Genomic DNA, 15,788 nt, shown 5'->3' with positions numbered 1-15,788 from the left:
AACCGCCCCTCGCCCGATCGGGCGAGGGGCGGTTCCCGTTCGTGCCGGGTCAGGCGCGCTGCACGGCGCCGAAGCGCTCGACGGCGACGGCGACGGCCTTCTGGCGGGCCTCCGCGGCCTCGGCGTCGGTGAGCGTCCGGTCGGCGCGGAAGCGCAGCGCGAACGCGAGCGACTTGCGTCCCTCCCCCACCTGGTCGCCGGTGTAGACGTCGAAGAGCGACACCGACTCGAGCAGGTCGCCCGCCCCTCGGCGAGCGCGGCCCGCACATCGGCCGCGGCCACCGACCCGTCGACGATCAGCGCGACGTCCTCCTTGGCAAGCGGGAAGCCGGACAGGGTGCCGATCGTGCCGCCGCTCTTCGCGAGGTCGAGCAGCAGGTCGAGGTTCAGCTCGACGGCGCAGGCGTGTTCGGGAAGCCGGTAGGCGGCCACCACGGACGGGTGCAGTTCACCGGCGTGACCGATGACGGTGCCCGCGACGCTGAGCTCCGCGCACCGACCAGGGTGCCACGGTGCCGTGGTGGCCCCCCGGCGCTCCAGCGTGACACCGACGGCCTCGGCGGCCCGCTCCGCGAACGCGACCACATGGGTCCAGTCGGCCGGGACGGCGGGGCCCCACCAGCCGGCGGGACGCCAGTTTCCGGTGACGACCGCGGCGATGGTCTGCGGCTGTGCGGGCAGCGCATCCTCGATGGCCCGCAGTTCCTCGTCCGTGGGACGGCCGGCGACGCCCGGCCTCGGCGCGACGGTGGCCCCGGCATCGAAGAACACCCGACCCTGCTCGAAGAGGGCGAGGTCGGTGAGGCTGCGCGAGGTGTTGCGGGCGACTGCCCCGAAGATGCCGGGGAGCAGGGTGGTGCGGAGCGACCCGTGCGTCTCGGAGAGCGGGTTCGCCAGCCTGACGAGGCCACCTCTGGGATCCCCGGTCGCGACCCCAAGTCGCTCGATCTCCTCGGGGAGGCGAACGGGAGGGTCAGCACCTCGGTGAAGCCGAGCGCGGCGACGGCGCGCAGCACGGCGCGACGGTCACGGATCCGGGGTCGAGACCCCTGGTCTCCGCGGGCACCGGGAGACTGAGCCCGATCCGGTCGTAGCCGATGTGGCGGCCGATCTCCTCGACGACGTCGTACGGGTCGACGAGGTCGCCTCGCCAACTCGGCGCGGTGACGGTCAGCGAGTCGCCGAGCACCGTGACGGGGATCGACGCGGCGCTGAGCAGCCGCACGATCTCCTCCTGTTCGACCCGGGTGCCGAGGACGGAGGAGACGAGGCCGGAGCGGAGCTTGACGTTGTGCGGCGCGGGGCCGCGCCGACGATCGTCTCGGCGGTCACGAGGCCACCGCCCGCGGCGGTGAGCAGCTTGGCCGCCCGGCGGGCCGCGGCGTAGGCGACCTGCGGGTCGACGCCCCGCTCGAAGCGCTTGGACGCCTCGGACGGGAGGCTGTGCCTGCGGAAGGTGCGGGAGACCGAAGCGGCGTTGAAGGCGGCGGCCTCGAGGACGATGGACGTGGTGGCGGCACCGACCTCGGTGGTCTCGCCGCCCATCACGCCCGCCAGGCCGATCGGGCCCGAGTCGTCGGTGATGAGGAGGTCGTCCGTGTCGAGGTCGCGGTCCTGGCCGTCGAGCGTGCGCAGCTTCTCACCGGCCGACGCGAGACGGACCCGGATCGGGCCCTGCAGCCTGGCCGCATCGTAGGCGTGCAGGGGCTGACCCGACTCGAGCATCACGTAGTTGGTGACGTCGACCGGAAGCGAGATCGAGCGCACGCCGGAGGCCCGCAGCCGTTCGACCATCCACGACGGCGATGCCGCCGTCGGGTCGATCCCCTCGATGGTCAGTGCCACGAACGAGGAACAACGGTCGGACTCCAGCAGCACCGGGTGGCCGCCATCGGTGGCCTCCGGGAGCTTCGCACGGTACCGGTCGTCGAAGGAGACGCCGTTGGCGATGGCGGCCTCGCGGGCGAGCCCGCGGATGGAGAGGCAGTAGCTGAGGTCGGGCGTCACGTCGATGTCGAGGACCTCGTCGGCGCTCCACAGCAGCTCGATCGCGTCGGTGCCCGGCTCGGCGGTGCCAGGGGCGAGCACCATGATGCCGGCGTGGTCGTCGCCCAGCCCGATCTCATCCTCGGCGCAGATCATGCCGTCGGAGATGTGTCCGTAGGTCTTGCGGGCCGCGATGGCGAAGTCACCGGGCAGCACCGCGCCGGGAGTGCCACCACGACGAGGTCGCCCTCGTCGAAGTTGTTCGCGCCGCAGACGATGCCCGGCTGGCGGGCACCTCGTCGGTGGCGGGGTCGTTCAGTTCCGCGCCCACGTCGACGCGGCAGTAGCGGATGACCTTTCCGTTCTTCTGCGGCTCGTCCACCAGCGACGCCACGCGGCCGACCACGAGCGGGCCGGTGACCGGCGACCCGGTGGTCTCGATGTGCTCGACCGTCAGGCCGACGCGGGTGAACTGGTCGGCCAGCCGCGCGGTGTCGACGTCGGAGGGCAGCGTGACGTTGTCACGGAGCCAGGAGATCGGGGCCTTCATCGGGCACCTCCCAGGATCGAACGGCTGAAGCGGATGTCGCCCTCGACGAAGTCGCGGAGGTCGGGGCACCAGTACGGAACATGACGGTGCGGTCGACGCCCATGCCGAACGCGAAGCCGGAGTACGCCTCGGGGTCGACGCCGACGGCGGCCAGCACCCGCGGGTTGACGACGCCGCAGCCGCCCCACTCGATCCAGCCCTCGGACCGGCAGGTGCGGCAGGGGCGGTCGGGGTTGCCGACGGACTCGCCGTGGCACACGAAGCACTGCAGGTCGACCTCGGCGGACGGTTCGGTGAACGGGAAGAAGTGCGGACGCATCCGGGTGCGCACGTCGCCGAACATCGCCTGCGCGAGGTGGTCGAGGGTGCCGCGCAGGTCGGCCATGGAGATGCCCTTGTCCACGACGAGGCCCTCGAGCTGGTGGAACACGGGAAGGTGCGTCGCGTCGTACTCGTCGGCGCGGAACACCTTTCCTGGTGAGATGACGTAGAGCGGGACGCCGTGCTCGAGCATCGCCCGGATCTGGACCGGGGAGGTCTGGGTGCGCAGCAGCTTGCCTGCGGACGGCGGTTCGACCCACAGGGTGTCCTGCAGGGCGCGCGCCGGGTGGTCGGGGCAAGGTTCAGGGCGTCGAAGTTGTGCCATTCGGACTCGAGCTGCGGGCCGTCGGCGACCTCCCAACCCATGGCGACGAACACGTCGATCATCTCGTCGATGAGGGTGGTGACCGGATGGAGGGCACCGCGGGGGCCCATCTCGACGGGAGGGTCATGTCGACCCGCTCCGCGATGAGCGCCTCGTGCAGTTCGGCCTCGGCGAGTTCGGCCTGGCGGGCCGCGATGGCCTGGTTCAGGGAGCCACGGGCCTTCCCGACGCGCTGTCCTGCGTCCTTGCGGGCGTGCGGGGCAGCGCCCCGATCTCACGGTTGGCGAGCGCGAGCTGCGAGGTCTCCCCGCGTGCTCGAGCCGCGCCTGCTTCAGCTCCGCGGTCGTCGACGCGGCGGCGATGGCCGCGAGCGCCTCCGTCACGAATCCGTCGATCTGGGCGGCGTCGAGCGCCGCGACCTGCTTGGGATCGAAGTTGTCGTTAGGCCCTGACATGGGACCCTCCCTCTTCACCTGTGTCGTCGTTGGGCCGAGGCGGTGGCGTACAGGCACACCGCCGCGGCGCTGGAGAGATTGAGGCTCTCCGCCTTGCCCCACATCGGGACGGCCACGACCTTGTCCGCCAGTTCGGCGTCCTCGTCGGGCAGACCCCATGCCTCGTTGCCCATGATCCAGGCGACGGGCCTCCGAGGCCGCCGTCCGCCGCGAGCAGGTCGAGGGGGCCCCATCGCCGTCGGCGGCCAGCACCGTCATGCCCATGGCCTTGACCCGGTCGACCGCCTCGGTGAGCGGGATCCCGGTGAGGATGGGCATGTGGAACAGGCTCCCGACGGTGGAGCGCACCGTCTTGGGGTTGTAGATCTCGACGCTGCCTGCCGTGAGGATCACGGCGTCGGCGCCGAAGGCGTCGGCGCAGCGGATCACGGTGCCCGCATTGCCGGGGTCGCGCACCTGGGCGCAGATCACCACGAGGCGGGCACCGTCGAGCGCGTCCCAGTCGTAGCGGAGCTGGCGGCACACCGCGATGATCCCCTGCGGGGTCACGGTGTCGCTCAGCTGCCGCATCTGGTGCTCGGAGGCCTGCCAGACGGGCACGTCGACGTCGTCGAGCAGGTCGGCGTGCCGGGCGGGATCGAGGACGATCAGCTCCTCGACGAGGCTGTCGGTGGCGAGTGCCTCCCGGACGGCCTGACGGCCCTCGGCGAGGAACTTGCCGGTGACATCCCTGCCCCTGCGCTGCGTCAAACGACGAACCGAACGCAGCACCGAGGCGGAGAGGCCAAGGGCGGCGTTCGGTTCGTCAGTCACAGTCGCGCCCTTCAGGCGGCAACGGCGGGCTGGTTGTCCTTGGCGACGGCGACCAGGGCGTTGAAGGTGGCAACGTCGTTGACGGCGAGCTCGGCGAGGATCTTGCGGTCCACCTCGACGCCCGCGTTCTTCAGACCGCTGATGAAGCGGTTGTAGGTCATGCCCTCGGCGCGGGCGGCCGCGTTGATGCGCTGGATCCACAGGCCGCGGAAGTCGGCCTTCTTGGCGCGACGGTCACGGTAGCTGTAGGTGGCCGAGTGGAGCATCTGCTCCTTGGCCTTGCGGTACAGGCGGGACCGCTGGCCGCGGTAGCCGGAAGCCAGCTCGAGAACTTCGCGACGCTTCTTCTTCGCATTCACAGAACGCTTCACGCGTGCCATGGGTTACTCCTTGGGGTGTGCCGACGGTTGCCGACGGGGTTGATCAGGGGGACGGGGTAGGCTCAGCGGCCCTTGTGCTTGCCAAGGAGCTTGCGCATCTTCTTGGCATCGGCGGGGGCCACAACCTCGGAGCTCTGCAGGCTGCGGATGCGACGTGACGACTTGTGCTCGTTGAGGTGGCCGAGGTTGGCCTGACGACGCACGAGCTTGCCCGTACCGGTGGTCTTGAACCGCTTCTTCGCGCCGGAGTGCGACTTCATCTTCGGCATTGTTTGGCTCGCTTTCTTCTGTATGCCCGATCTCGTCAGAGATCGATGTCTGGGTCCATGTTGTCTGCAGGACCGCGCCTCTTCTTGGCTGCGGTTTCCGCGGCCGCCGCGGCGCGCAACTCGGCCTCGGCCGCCCGCTCCGCCTCGGCGTTGGTCCTGCGCTCGGCCATGCGGCGATCGCGATCGGCCTCCTGGTCGGCACGGGCCTCTGTCTTCTTCTTGGTCGGGCCGAGCACCATCAGCATGTTGCGCCCGTCCTGCTTGGGAGAGGACTCGACGAAGCCGAACTCGGCGACGTCGGCGGCGAGCCGACGCAGCAGTTCCATGCCCAACTCGGGGCGGGACTGCTCGCGACCGCGGAACATGATGGTGATCTTCACCTTGTCGCCGGCCTTGAGGAACCGGACGACATGGCCCTTCTTCGTCTCGTAATCGTGCTTGTCGATCTTGAGACGCAGCTTCATTTCCTTGGTGCTGACGTTCGACTGGTTACGTCGCGCGTCGCGCTCCTTCTGGGCCGCCTCGAACTTGAACTTGCCGTAGTCCATGAGCTTTGCGACCGGGGGACGGGCCATCGGCGCAACTTCGACAAGATCCAGATCGTTCTCCGCCGCCAGACGCAGGGCGTCCTCGACGCGCACGATGCCGACCTGCTCGCCGTTGGGGCCGACGAGCCGGACTTCGGGTACTCGGATGCGATCGTTGATCCGCGGTTCAGTGCTGATGGTTGTGTCCTCCGTGTGAGTGTCATGTGCCGTTCAAACGACGAAAGGCCCCGCGCATGCGGAGGCCTCGACACCACCGGAGAGCGCGGCCTCGGGCCGCATCCGGTTCGGTGACCCGGCAACCTCAAGGCCGCTCGGGTGGGAGGTGACTCCGCTTGCAGGGCAGCCGGAGCCGCCGATTGAACTCTCGACAGTCTAGGGGGTCGAGGCCCGTTCTTCCAAAAAGCGGTTCACGGCGCCTCGGCGTACCTGACCCACGCGAACTCCGCGCCCTCGAACTCGACGAGCCGGTTACCCTCGGCGAGCAGCTGCAGCGCCTCCCCGCGATCACGAACGGAACCGGGCCGGCGACGTCGATCAGCAACTGGTCGGCGCCGGCCGCCGCGACGGTGGCGCACAGCTCGTCGAGGAGACACAGGACGGGGCGGGCCTCCGGCGACCACTGCCTCATCGAGTCGGCACCCGTGAACGCGAGGAGGTAGTTGCCGGTGTCGTCCTTGAGCGTGACGGCCGCCATCTCGGCGTGCCGGTCGGGGTCCGGGCCGTCCATGGACTCGTCGCCGGTGGCGACGATCGGCATCAGGAGCCGACTGGTGCAGAGGGCGACGATGGCCCGGATGTAGCTCGTGTGGTCGCGCACCCCGGCGAGTGCCTCCCGGGTGAGCGGATCGGCCGAGCCGTCGTCTCCCGCGAAACGGGAGCTGGGCTGGGCGAGGGAACGGAGCTCTGCCATGGGCCAGAGACTATCGGACCCCGGTCCACCCACCGCCATGTGACAGACTGGAAAGCATGCCAGTCTCGCTCATCGTCACCGTCGCCCTCGCGATCATCATCCTCGCGGTCGCGGCAGGCCTCACCGCGCGGCACCGCAGCATCCGGGCCCTCGTGATGGGCCTCGGGCTGGCGGCCATCCCGGTCGGGCTGTACCTCACCGGATTGACCGACCTCACGATCAATGGCGTCCTGAGCCTGATCGACTGGTTCCAGCGCACCCCATTCACCACGTTCACCGCGTGGGGCATCGGGCTCGGCGTCGGTGGCATCCTTGCTCTGACGATCGGCGTCTTCCTTCCGAAAGGCAGGGGACCTGCCGCGGTCGAGGCCCCCGGAAGCCCGAGGTGAAGAAGGGTCGCACCCCGGGACGCAGCCGTCGATCCCGGCGGGAAGCCTCAGCAGCCGGCGGCGGCTCCCACGGCCACGCCCACCGCGCAGCCCACCAAGGGAAGGCCGGCGCAGAAGGGCCTCGATCCCGAGGATGCGGAGATCGAGGCCCTGCTGCGCAAGCGCGGAATTATGTGAGCCCTCAGGGCTCGTAGGTCTCCACCGCCGGGGTTCGTCCTCGGGCCCGACGACGGCATCACGGGACGTGGCACCGTTGGCCACCAGCCAGCGGCGCAGCTCGATCAGCTTGCGCTGCGCCGCCTCACCCTCGAGCGACTGGATGGCCAGCACGGGCGTGCGCTTCAGCTCGGTCTCGCCCTTCAGCAGCAGCGAGCTCCATGCGTCGCCCTTGCGGAGCCGCACGCCTGCGATCCGCTCGATCGGGTAGCGGCGCAGGACCGGTCCGTTACGCACGGTGACGCCGTTCTCATCGGCCCACAGCCGGGAGTAACCGACCGAGAGCATCACGCCGATCATGAACAGCATGAAGAACACCAGGGTGCCGGCCTGGACCCAGGTGATCTGGTCGCGGATCTCCTTGCCGAGCGCGTACCAGCCGAACATCGCGAACGACAGCAGCACGATCGAGAGCACGACCGCGGTCATCAGCGCCGGCGGGCTCGTGTAGGCGAGCCGCTCCGGTACCGCGGTGCCGGCAGGGGTGGCGTCGTCGTGGATGTCGTCGGTCACAGCCGGCACGCCGCAAGTTCGGTGAGCAGGATGCCGCGGGCGCCCTCCGCGTAGAGCTGGTCCATGAGCAGGTGGGCACCGTCGCGGGGCACCAGCACCCGGACGGCGCACCAGCCGTCCTTGGCCAGGTTGGAGACGGTCGGGCCGTTGACCCCGGGGCCAGCGCGGTCACGGCGTCCAGGTGGGCGCGCTCGACGTTGTAGTCCATCATCAGGTAGTTCTGAGCCACGAGCACCGAGGTGAGACGGGTGCGGAGGGCCTCGGCCTGCGGCGGGAGTTCGTCACCGCCGTTGCGCTGGATGAGCACCGACTCGGAGGTGCAGATCGAGTCACCGAACAGCTCGAGGCCCGCCCGGCGCAGGGTGGTGCCGGTGTCGACGACGTCGGCCACGACGTCGGCCACGCCGAGCCGGATGGCCGATTCGACGGCGCCGTCGAGCTTGACAAGCTCGGCCTCGATGCCCTGCTCGTCGAGGTAGGCCTTGAGGAGCCCCGGGTACGACGTGGCGATGCGGCGACCTGCGAGGTCGTCGACGCTCATGTCCGAACCGCCGCGGGCGGCGAAGCGGAACCTGGAGCCACCGAAGCCGAGTTGCATGATCTCGGTGGCGTCGGCACCGGAGTCGAGCAGCATGTCGCGGCCGGTGATGCCGAGGTCGAGGTGGCCGCGGCCGATGTAGACGGCGATGTCGCGGGGGCGCAGGTAGTAGAACTCGACGCTGTGGTCGCTGTCGATCAGCGTCAGGTCCTTGGCGTCGGTGCGTTGCCGGTAGCCCGCGGCGCGCAGCATGGCGGCGGCGGGCTCCGCGAGAGCCCCCTTGTTGGGGACGGCGATGCGAAGCAGGCGTTCGGAGGTCACTGTGGGCCGGTCCTTAGGTTCTGGTCAGAGGTAGCGGTAGACGTCTTCGAGGTCCAGGTCGAGCGCGAGCATCATCACCTGGGCGTGGTAGAGCAGTTGGCTGATCTCCTCGGCCGCCTGCTCCTTCGTCTCGTACTCGGCCGCCATCCAGACCTCGGCGGCCTCCTCGACGACCTTCTTGCCGATCTCATGGACTCCGGCGTCGAGTCGCGCCACGGTGCCGGACCCTTCCGGCCTGGTGCGTCTGGTCTCGCTGAGTTGCTGGAAGAGTTCCTCGAACGTTTTCACGCCTGGAAGCCTACCCGCTGGAGGTCGATGCCCAGCAGCGCATCGACGGCGGTGGTCATCCGCGAGACGGCGTCGGGATCGACCTGATCATCGGCCTGCGAGGCCCTGGCCCACTCGTCGACCGCCGCGAGCGCCGTCGGGGTGTCCAGATCGTGGCGCAGCGCGGCGCGGACGGCCTCGACGGTCTCCTCTGCGGGTGCAGCTCCCGGAAGGTCGAGTGTCGAGCGCCAGAGCGCGAGCCTCTCCTCCGCGGCCGCGAGTTGGTCGGGCGTCCACTCCCAGTCCTCGCGGTAGTGGTGGTTGATCAGCGCGAGGCGGATGGCCATCGGATCGGCCCCGCCGTGGCGCAGGCGGCTGACCAGTTCGAGGTTGCCCTTCGACTTGCTCATCTTCTGGCCGTGCAGCGCCACCATCCCCGAATGGACGTAAGCCTTCGCAAGGGGGCGGCCCGAGGCGACGATGGCCTCGGCCGCGCACATCTCGTGGTGGGGGAACACCAGGTCGGAGCCGCCGCCCTGGATGTCGAACTCCTCGCCGAGGAACCTCAGCGCGATGGCCGTGCACTCGATGTGCCAGCCGGGCCTGCCTGCGCCGAGCGACGACGACCAGTTCGGCTCGTCGGGGCGCGCGAAGCGCCACACGAGGCAGTCGAGGGGGTGCCGCTTGCCCGCCCGCTCGGGTCGCCACCGTTGTCGCGGAAGCGCTCGATCATGGCGGCCTCGTCAAGCCCGCTGACCTCACCGAACCCGGGGCCGCAACCGTGTTGAAGTACCAGTCGGGATGCTCCGCGTCGTCGATCTGGTAGACCAGCCCGCTCGGCAGCATCGACTCGATCAGTTCGACCACCATGGCGATCGACTCGACAGCGCCGATGTAGTGCTCCGGCGGGATGACGCGCAGGTCCTGCATGTCGCTGCGGAACAGCTCGATCTGGTCCTCCGCCAGTTCCTCCCACTCCTGGCCCGTCTGGGCCGCGCGCTCCAGCAGCGGGTCGTCGACGTCGGTGACGTTCTGCGTGTAGTTGACCTCGGCGCCCAGGTCGCGCCACACGCGGTTTATGAGGTCGAACGTCAGGTACGTGTTGGCGTGGCCGAGGTGCGTCGCGTCGTAGGGGTGATACCGCAGACGTACATGCGGGCGCTGCCGCCGCCGGCCGGGCCGACCTCGAGGCTCCCGCGCGTGCGGGAGTCGTGCACGCTGAGCCGCCGCGGGCTCGTCGATGGTTCAAGGGTCGGAACGGCGACTGGGGCCCACGAGTACATGCGCCCAAACTTAGCGCTACAGCGGCGGCCAGGGGATCGCGGGCCATCTGCCAGACGGGCGCGGCAGGGTCCCTCGGACAGGATCGTGCCGGCCCTCACGCGGAGCGCCTCCCATTCGTCGTCGTCCAGCCCGGGCGCGAGCGGCTCCCGAATGCAGTAGCCAGCGCCAGGACACTGGCCTCACCCTCGGTCAGCGGGTCCCCGGCCCAGCCCCACAGGACCGTGCGGAGTTTGTCCTCGACGTGCAGGCTGACGCCGTGGTCCACGCCGCGGAGGCGTTCGCCGTCGGCGATGAGGTGGCTCGCCTTGCGGTCGGCGTTGTTCACGAGCGCGTCGAACAGCGCGACCTCGCGGAGCCGCGCATCGTCGCGGTGCGCGAGGACCACGGGCCTGTCGTCGGCGGTGGCGGCAAGGATGGGAAGCCAGCTTCCGGTGACGGTCGCCGGGTCGAGCAGGTCGATCAGGTCGGTCGGGCCGCCGTCGATCCAGGTCTGGGCGGACCCTTCACCGAGCGGGCCGTCGATCCACACCGTCGTCGGCACGACTCCGAGCCCCAGCGCCTCGGACACGGCGAAGGCGGCCACCTCCCGCCGGCTCAGGGTGCCGGTCGGGAAGTCCCACAGGGGCCTCTCCCCGCGACGGGCTTGTAGACCCAGGTCGCTCCCGCCTCGTCGGCGCCCAGGAAGGTCGCGTTGGAGGCGTCGGCCAGGCGGCCGAGAAGGGTGAGGGCGCCCACGGGTGCGGTCATGAGAACAGGTCGCCCCGGTACCCGTTGGCGCGCGGACAGATGTGGCCGCCCGGGTCGAGCGGCTGCCCGCAGGCGGGGCAGGCCGGGCGGCCGGACGCGACCACCCGCTCGGCGCGACCCGAGAACTCGCGGGCCATGGCCGGCGTCAGGCGGACCTGGAGCAGCGAGTTCTCCCCGGAGTCGTCCTCGGCCTCGATGGAGAAGAGTTCGAGGACGAGTCGCCCGGTGTCCGCGTCCCAGGCGAGCCCGATCGCTGCCGCGCGGAAGTCGACGTTGACGGGGCGTCCAGCGGCCCCATGTCGGCGGGGACGGCGCGCGGCGGTACGTCGTGGCCGAGCTCTGCGAGTTGGTCGAGCACCTCGCCGACCCGGACCCGAGGAGTTGGGCCTGCTGCTTCTCGAGGGCGACGGCGGCCAGTTGACCCCCTGGGCGACCTGGATGAGGAACAGGCGGTTTCCCGGCTGACCAACGGTCCCGACGACGCACCGGTCGGGTCGGTCGAACTCCAGCATCATGGAATCAGAGCCTACGCGGATTCGGGGACGTCTCCCCGCCGACCGTCGGGGCGGATCGTGCGGCGAGAAGGCTCCCCAGGTCGCCGCCTGCGTTGATGCACACCACCAGCGGCCGGTCATGGTGGAACTCGATGATGCTGACGCCCGCGGGGCTGACGTGCAGGCGCTGGAAGTCGTCCAGCCGCATCCCGAAGGCATCGGCGAGGATCGCCTTGATCGGGTCGCCGTGGGAGAACACGACGATGGTGTCGCCGTCACCGTGTCGGCCTGCGAGGTCGCGGACGGCCGTCGACGCGCGCGTGAACATCTCAACCATGGACTCACCCCGGGGAACGTCACCTTCGAGGGGCGACCTGGATGTCGCCCCAGACCTCCTCGCCGCGCAGCGCCTCGAGGCGGGCCCGGTCCACGCTCCGTAGTCGCACTCGCTGAGCCCCTCGACGACCTCGGCCGACGCGAACCCGGCGAGGGTCGCCGTCTCCCTGCAGCGCTGGACCGGTGAGGTGAAGGCGCCGGCGATCGCGGTCCCCGCCAGGAGTTCACCGAGCCGCACGGCCTGGGCGCGTCCCGTCTCGTCGAGCGGCACCCCGGGTGCGCGACCCGCGAGGATCCCCTCTGCGTTCGCGGTGGAACGGCCGTGGCGGATCAGGACGACCTTGGTCATGGGCCACAGCCTAACGCGGGCCCCCGCACCACCGCTCCACAGGCGACGGCCCGCGCGGCCCCGGAGTACAGTGGCGCAGGATTTCGCCTACGAGAGGAACAAGAGGCATGGACTGGCTGCAGGCCATCGTGCTCGGGATCGTGCAGGGGCTGACCGAGTTCCTCCCGATCTCATCGAGCGCCCACGTGTCCATCGTCGGACAGTTGTTCTTCGAGGGAAGGGACCCGGGTGCCGCGTTCACGGCGGTCACCCAACTCGGCACCGAGACTGCGGTGCTGGTCTACTTCCGAAAAGACATCGCGCGGATCATCTCGCACTGGTTCGGCAGCTTCACGGGGCGCGTCGAGAAGAGCGACCCGGACGCCCGGATGGGCTGGCTCGTGATCGTCGGCTCGGTGCCGATCGTGCTGCTCGGCCTCCTGTTCCAGGACGCCATCGACACCTCGCTGCGCAACCTGTGGATCACCGTCGCCATGCTGGCGGGCGTGGCGGTCATCCTGGCGTTGGCCGACCGCTACGGCGAGCGCAACACCAAGGAACTGAAGGACCTCTCCTGGCGCGACGGCATCCTGTTCGGCCTGTTCCAGGCCGCGGCGCTGATCCCCGGGGTCTCCCGCTCCGGCGCGACGATCTCCGGCGGCCTCTTCCTCGGCTACACCCGCGAGGCGGCGACCCGGTACGCGTTCCTGCTGGCCATCCCCGCCGTGTTCGGGTCGGGCCTGTACAAGTTGAAGGACATCGGCGGCGACGCCTCGACGGCCTGGGGTCCGACGATCGTCGCAACCGTCATCGCGTTCGTGGTCGGCTACGCCGTCATCTCGTGGCTGCTGCGCTACATCTCGACGCACAACTTCCGCATCTTCGTCATCTACCGCCTCGTGATCGCGGCGGTCGTGGCCGCGTTGATCCTCGCCGGCGTCCTCGTCGCCTAACATCACCTGCCATGCAGCTTCGACCGCTCGGTTCATCCGGCCTCCGGGTCTCCCGCCTCGGCCTCGGCACCATCTCATGGGGCCGTGACGTGGAGTGGCCCGCCGCCCGTGACCTGCTGCACGAGTTCGCCTCCGCGGGGGGCAACCTCGTGGACACGTCACCCGCCTACGGCGGCGGCGTCGCGGAACGGATGATCGGCAAGGCGCTGGCCGCGGGCCTCCCCGCGAGGCGCTTGCGATCGCCACCAAGGCCGGCTTCGTGGTGCGCGACGCGCGACGCACCATCGACACGTCCAGGGGCGCGCTGCTCGACGACCTCGAGGCGTCGCTGCGCAGGCTCAAGACCGACCACGTGGACCTGTGGCAGGTCCATGCGTGGGGGTCTGCGCCGATCGACGAGACCCTTTCCGCCCTCGACACGGCCGTCGCGCGCGGCATGGCCCGCTACGTCGGCGTCTCCAACTTCGTGGGTTGGCAGACGGCGACCGCCGCCACCTGGCAGGAGGCCGACCGCTCGCGGATCCGGCTCTCGAGCGTGCAGGTGGAGTACTCGCTGCTGGCCCGCCGCGCCGAGGTCGAGGTCGTCGGCGCCGCCGCCTACCACGGGCTCGGGCTGCTCGCCTGGTCGAGCCTCGGACGGGGCGCGCTCAGCGGGCGCTACGGCGGCGGCCGGGTGCCGCGCGACTCGCGGGCCGCGTCCGATCACTTCGGCTGGTTCCTGGAGCCGTACCTGCAGCCGCGCTCGCAGGCGATCGTCGACGCCGTCGCACACGCCGCGCAGGGCCTCGGCCTGACTCCGCCGCAGGTGGCGCTGATGTGGGTGCGTGACGCGCCGCAGGTGGCCTCCGCGCTGGTCGGTCCCCGCACCGTGGCGCAGCTGTCCGAGCTGATCGACGCCGAGAGCAAGGAGTTGGTCGCCCCATCGTCTCCGCGCTCGACGACATCTCGGGCGGGCCGAACGCGCTGCGCGCAGGGCCTGAGGCCCTATCGGCCGGAGGTGAGCTCCATCGCCACGGAGTGGACCCCGGAGTCCTGGTCGACGGTGAGGTGCAGCACCCCCGTCGCCCCTCGAGTTCGCCGGTGCCGGAGCCGGGGACCACGAGGTAACGCACGCCCTGGTTGCCGTGGTCCATGGTCCCGAGCTGCTGGAAGGCGATGGTGCCCCTGAGGTCGGCGATGACCCCTCGAACGCCTCCATGGCCACGTAGCCCGCAGTGCCGGCGGCCGGGTCACCGCAGGAGAGCATCACACCGCGGCTGACGCCCGCGATGTCGCCCCTCCACTCCTTCTCGAAGTCGAAGCGTCCGGTCCCGGGCAGGAGCGAATCGCCCGGGGTGATGCTCACGTCAAACGTCGCTCGGATGGCCATCTGGGTACTCCTCTTCGCGGTTGCCCCACAGCCTACGCCGGGGCGGAGCCCGGGGAGCGGTCCACCGATTTGCATTACTCCCGCAGGTTGCTGCTAGAGTTACCGACGCTTCCCAAGGGGAAGGTCACTCGTCCGGGTGGCGGAATTGGTAGACGCGCTAGCTTGAGGTGCTAGTGCCCGTAAAGGGCGTGGAGGTTCAAGTCCTCTCTCGGACACAGATCAGAACCCCTGGTCGACAAGGCGCAAGCCGAGTTGACCAGGGGTTCTTCTCATTTCACCTTCCGCCACCTTCCGCCAGCTGTCGCCGGTTTGGGGCACCTTCGCTGCACGTCCACTGCGCTACGAACAGCTGACGGCACTGTCGGGTTGTCCAAGGGCACCGTCTCCAACACCATCGCCGACCTCCGCGGGCGAGGCCACATCTTCATACAGGGCACCCGACGAAAGCTCATCGACCCTGACCGGTTGGCGCGCGACCGGGTCGACGGGTACGTGCGCGTCCCGGCACCTCGACTGCGGCGGCTGGAGCTGGCAGGACCTGAACCGCGGTGGTGGGAGGAGAACTGGAGGCACACAGCAGGAACCTGGGGGCGGAGTGGCGGTGGCAGTACGTTCCTGGTCGACGGCTTCGGAGTCGACTTCATCCCCTACGGATCCTGGAACGCCCCAGCGGGATCGTTGCGACTGCCGACGCAATCACACTCCACGTCACCGCAATGGCAGAAGCAGCGGCCGGAGCCGAGCGGATCGAAGCCGGGGCCAACACCACCATCCAGGCCCCCACCTGGGCTCAATGCGTCTGGCTGGTCTTCCCGAAGCGCCCGCGGACGCTCTCGGCGAGGAGCGCGTCCGGCACCAGTTCCGCGATGGACGGCCCGGCGGGCGCAGCCGAGATCTTCGCGCGGTAGGCCTCAATGATCCGGTCCATCGCGACCTCATCGGTGACCTCGCCGGTGTCGAGGACCAGGTCGAAGTTGCTCTCATCGGCCCAGTCCAACGAGTAGAACAGCCTGGTGAACTTGGCCCGCGCCTTGTCATCGGCGGCGACCTTCTCCGCCGCATCCGCCTGGCTGATGTCGTCACGGAGCCCGATGCGGTGCGCCCGGACGTCGTCGGACGCCTTGATGAACACGTTGAGCACGTCCGCGTAGCCTCCGAGGACGGCGAACCCGCCACGCCCCAGAATCACGGCATCCTCCTGGGCCGCAATCGCCTGGATCGTCTTGTTCATCCACTCGATGGTCCAGACCTTGTTGTTCTCGAAGAGGTCCCAGAACCGCGGGGGCTTCGGCCCGTAGATGTCATCGAGCTGCGTCAGGCCGTATTCCCGGATGACAGTGTTGATCGTGGCCTTGTCCGCCAGCGGCCAGCCAAGCTTCCTCGCCACGCCTCTGGCGACGCGTGCGCCGTGGCTTCCGAGCTGGCGGGAGATGGTGATGCTGCCCATGATCTTCCTTCTGATCGGTGACGGGTCCC

Annotated in this window: 13 protein-coding genes, 1 tRNA gene and 8 pseudogenes; 4 read left to right on the top strand and 18 right to left on the bottom strand. The window is 69.8% G+C overall.

The window, feature by feature from the left end:
* Nucleotides 1-49: 49 nt before the first annotated feature.
* The 7 genes and pseudogenes from pheT to G7085_RS19605 form a co-directional block, all read right to left on the bottom strand.
* A pseudogene (pheT, locus tag G7085_RS33340) lies at nucleotides 50-2,536 on the bottom strand (phenylalanine--tRNA ligase subunit beta).
* Nucleotides 2,533-3,637 (bottom strand): annotated as a pseudogene (pheS, locus tag G7085_RS19635) (phenylalanine--tRNA ligase subunit alpha). The pseudogenes pheT and pheS overlap by 4 nt, the downstream one beginning before the upstream one ends.
* Before the next feature lie 14 nt (nucleotides 3,638-3,651).
* Nucleotides 3,652-4,450, bottom strand: a pseudogene (locus tag G7085_RS35655) (TrmH family RNA methyltransferase).
* Nucleotides 4,451-4,461: 11 nt separating this feature from the next.
* The gene (rplT, locus tag G7085_RS19620; RefSeq protein WP_197512166.1) at nucleotides 4,462-4,830 is read right to left on the bottom strand and encodes a 50S ribosomal protein L20; all 369 of its coding nucleotides are present in this window, start codon (nucleotides 4,828-4,830) and stop codon (nucleotides 4,462-4,464) included.
* 62 nt (nucleotides 4,831-4,892) lie between these two features.
* Nucleotides 4,893-5,099, bottom strand: a complete 207-nt coding sequence (gene rpmI / locus G7085_RS19615; protein ID WP_197512165.1) for a 50S ribosomal protein L35 — start codon at nucleotides 5,097-5,099, stop codon at nucleotides 4,893-4,895.
* Between the two features lie 35 nt (nucleotides 5,100-5,134).
* The gene (gene infC, locus G7085_RS19610) at nucleotides 5,135-5,824 is read right to left on the bottom strand and encodes a translation initiation factor IF-3 (RefSeq protein ID WP_197512984.1); all 690 of its coding nucleotides are present in this window, start codon (nucleotides 5,822-5,824) and stop codon (nucleotides 5,135-5,137) included.
* A 124-nt stretch (nucleotides 5,825-5,948) separates the two neighbouring features.
* Nucleotides 5,949-6,557, bottom strand: a complete 609-nt coding sequence (locus tag G7085_RS19605; RefSeq protein ID WP_231979735.1) for an SseB family protein — start codon at nucleotides 6,555-6,557, stop codon at nucleotides 5,949-5,951.
* Nucleotides 6,558-6,613: 56 nt separating this feature from the next.
* On the opposite strand from G7085_RS19605, the gene G7085_RS27970 reads away from it, so the two are divergent.
* On the top strand, nucleotides 6,614-6,946 hold the full coding sequence (locus G7085_RS27970; protein ID WP_231979734.1) for a hypothetical protein: 333 nt from the start codon (nucleotides 6,614-6,616) through the stop codon (nucleotides 6,944-6,946).
* A 327-nt stretch (nucleotides 6,947-7,273) separates the two neighbouring features.
* Here G7085_RS27970 and G7085_RS35650 read toward each other — a convergent pair.
* From G7085_RS35650 to G7085_RS19565, 9 genes and pseudogenes are all read right to left on the bottom strand, one after another.
* Nucleotides 7,274-7,450, bottom strand: a pseudogene (locus tag G7085_RS35650) (PH domain-containing protein); the annotation flags it as partial.
* 221 nt (nucleotides 7,451-7,671) lie between these two features.
* Nucleotides 7,672-8,465: pseudogene (hisG, locus tag G7085_RS19595) on the bottom strand (ATP phosphoribosyltransferase).
* A 93-nt stretch (nucleotides 8,466-8,558) separates the two neighbouring features.
* Nucleotides 8,559-8,822, bottom strand: a complete 264-nt coding sequence (locus G7085_RS19590) for a phosphoribosyl-ATP diphosphatase (protein WP_197512162.1) — start codon at nucleotides 8,820-8,822, stop codon at nucleotides 8,559-8,561.
* Nucleotides 8,819-9,487, bottom strand: a pseudogene (locus G7085_RS33335) (cysteine--1-D-myo-inosityl 2-amino-2-deoxy-alpha-D-glucopyranoside ligase); the annotation flags it as partial. The gene G7085_RS19590 and the pseudogene G7085_RS33335, both read right to left, overlap by 4 nt.
* A 43-nt stretch (nucleotides 9,488-9,530) precedes the next feature.
* Nucleotides 9,531-9,872, bottom strand: a complete 342-nt coding sequence (locus G7085_RS33330) for a hypothetical protein (RefSeq protein WP_331715814.1) — start codon at nucleotides 9,870-9,872, stop codon at nucleotides 9,531-9,533.
* 307 nt (nucleotides 9,873-10,179) lie between these two features.
* Nucleotides 10,180-10,668 (bottom strand): protein kinase family protein, encoded by a 489-nt coding sequence (locus tag G7085_RS19580; RefSeq protein WP_331715813.1) that lies wholly within the window; start codon nucleotides 10,666-10,668, stop codon nucleotides 10,180-10,182.
* Nucleotides 10,669-10,679: 11 nt separating this feature from the next.
* The gene (locus tag G7085_RS19575) at nucleotides 10,680-10,820 is read right to left on the bottom strand and encodes a hypothetical protein (protein ID WP_197512161.1); all 141 of its coding nucleotides are present in this window, start codon (nucleotides 10,818-10,820) and stop codon (nucleotides 10,680-10,682) included.
* An 8-nt stretch (nucleotides 10,821-10,828) separates the two neighbouring features.
* Nucleotides 10,829-11,347 (bottom strand): DUF3090 family protein, encoded by a 519-nt coding sequence (locus G7085_RS19570; RefSeq protein ID WP_231979732.1) that lies wholly within the window; start codon nucleotides 11,345-11,347, stop codon nucleotides 10,829-10,831.
* A 4-nt stretch (nucleotides 11,348-11,351) separates the two neighbouring features.
* On the bottom strand, nucleotides 11,352-12,011 hold the full coding sequence (locus tag G7085_RS19565; RefSeq protein ID WP_197512160.1) for a histidine phosphatase family protein: 660 nt from the start codon (nucleotides 12,009-12,011) through the stop codon (nucleotides 11,352-11,354).
* 107 nt (nucleotides 12,012-12,118) lie between these two features.
* Between G7085_RS19565 and G7085_RS19560 the strand changes: the two genes are divergently transcribed.
* Together G7085_RS19560 and G7085_RS19555 are read left to right on the top strand one after the other, a co-directional pair.
* The gene (locus tag G7085_RS19560) at nucleotides 12,119-12,943 is read left to right on the top strand and encodes an undecaprenyl-diphosphate phosphatase (RefSeq protein WP_197512159.1); all 825 of its coding nucleotides are present in this window, start codon (nucleotides 12,119-12,121) and stop codon (nucleotides 12,941-12,943) included.
* Between the two features lie 11 nt (nucleotides 12,944-12,954).
* Nucleotides 12,955-13,912, top strand: a pseudogene (locus G7085_RS19555) (aldo/keto reductase); the annotation flags it as partial.
* 137 nt (nucleotides 13,913-14,049) lie between these two features.
* Here G7085_RS19555 and G7085_RS35645 read toward each other — a convergent pair.
* Nucleotides 14,050-14,312: pseudogene (locus G7085_RS35645) on the bottom strand (DUF3224 domain-containing protein); the annotation flags it as partial.
* 130 nt (nucleotides 14,313-14,442) lie between these two features.
* Between G7085_RS35645 and G7085_RS19540 the strand changes: the two are divergent.
* Nucleotides 14,443-14,527: transfer RNA gene (locus G7085_RS19540), tRNA-Leu, on the top strand.
* A 575-nt stretch (nucleotides 14,528-15,102) separates the two neighbouring features.
* Here the strand turns inward: G7085_RS19540 and G7085_RS19535 are convergent.
* Nucleotides 15,103-15,759, bottom strand: coding sequence for a cytidylate kinase-like family protein (locus tag G7085_RS19535; RefSeq protein WP_197512158.1), 657 nt, complete (start codon nucleotides 15,757-15,759; stop codon nucleotides 15,103-15,105).
* Between the last annotated feature and the right edge of the window lie 29 nt (nucleotides 15,760-15,788).

This window comes from Tessaracoccus coleopterorum (assembly GCF_011174705.1).
In the GTDB taxonomy this organism is placed as follows: Bacteria; Actinomycetota; Actinomycetes; order Propionibacteriales; family Propionibacteriaceae; genus Arachnia; species Arachnia coleopterorum.
The sequence above is the reverse complement of the archived record's forward strand: the minus strand, read 5'-3'. Positions and strand labels throughout refer to the sequence as shown.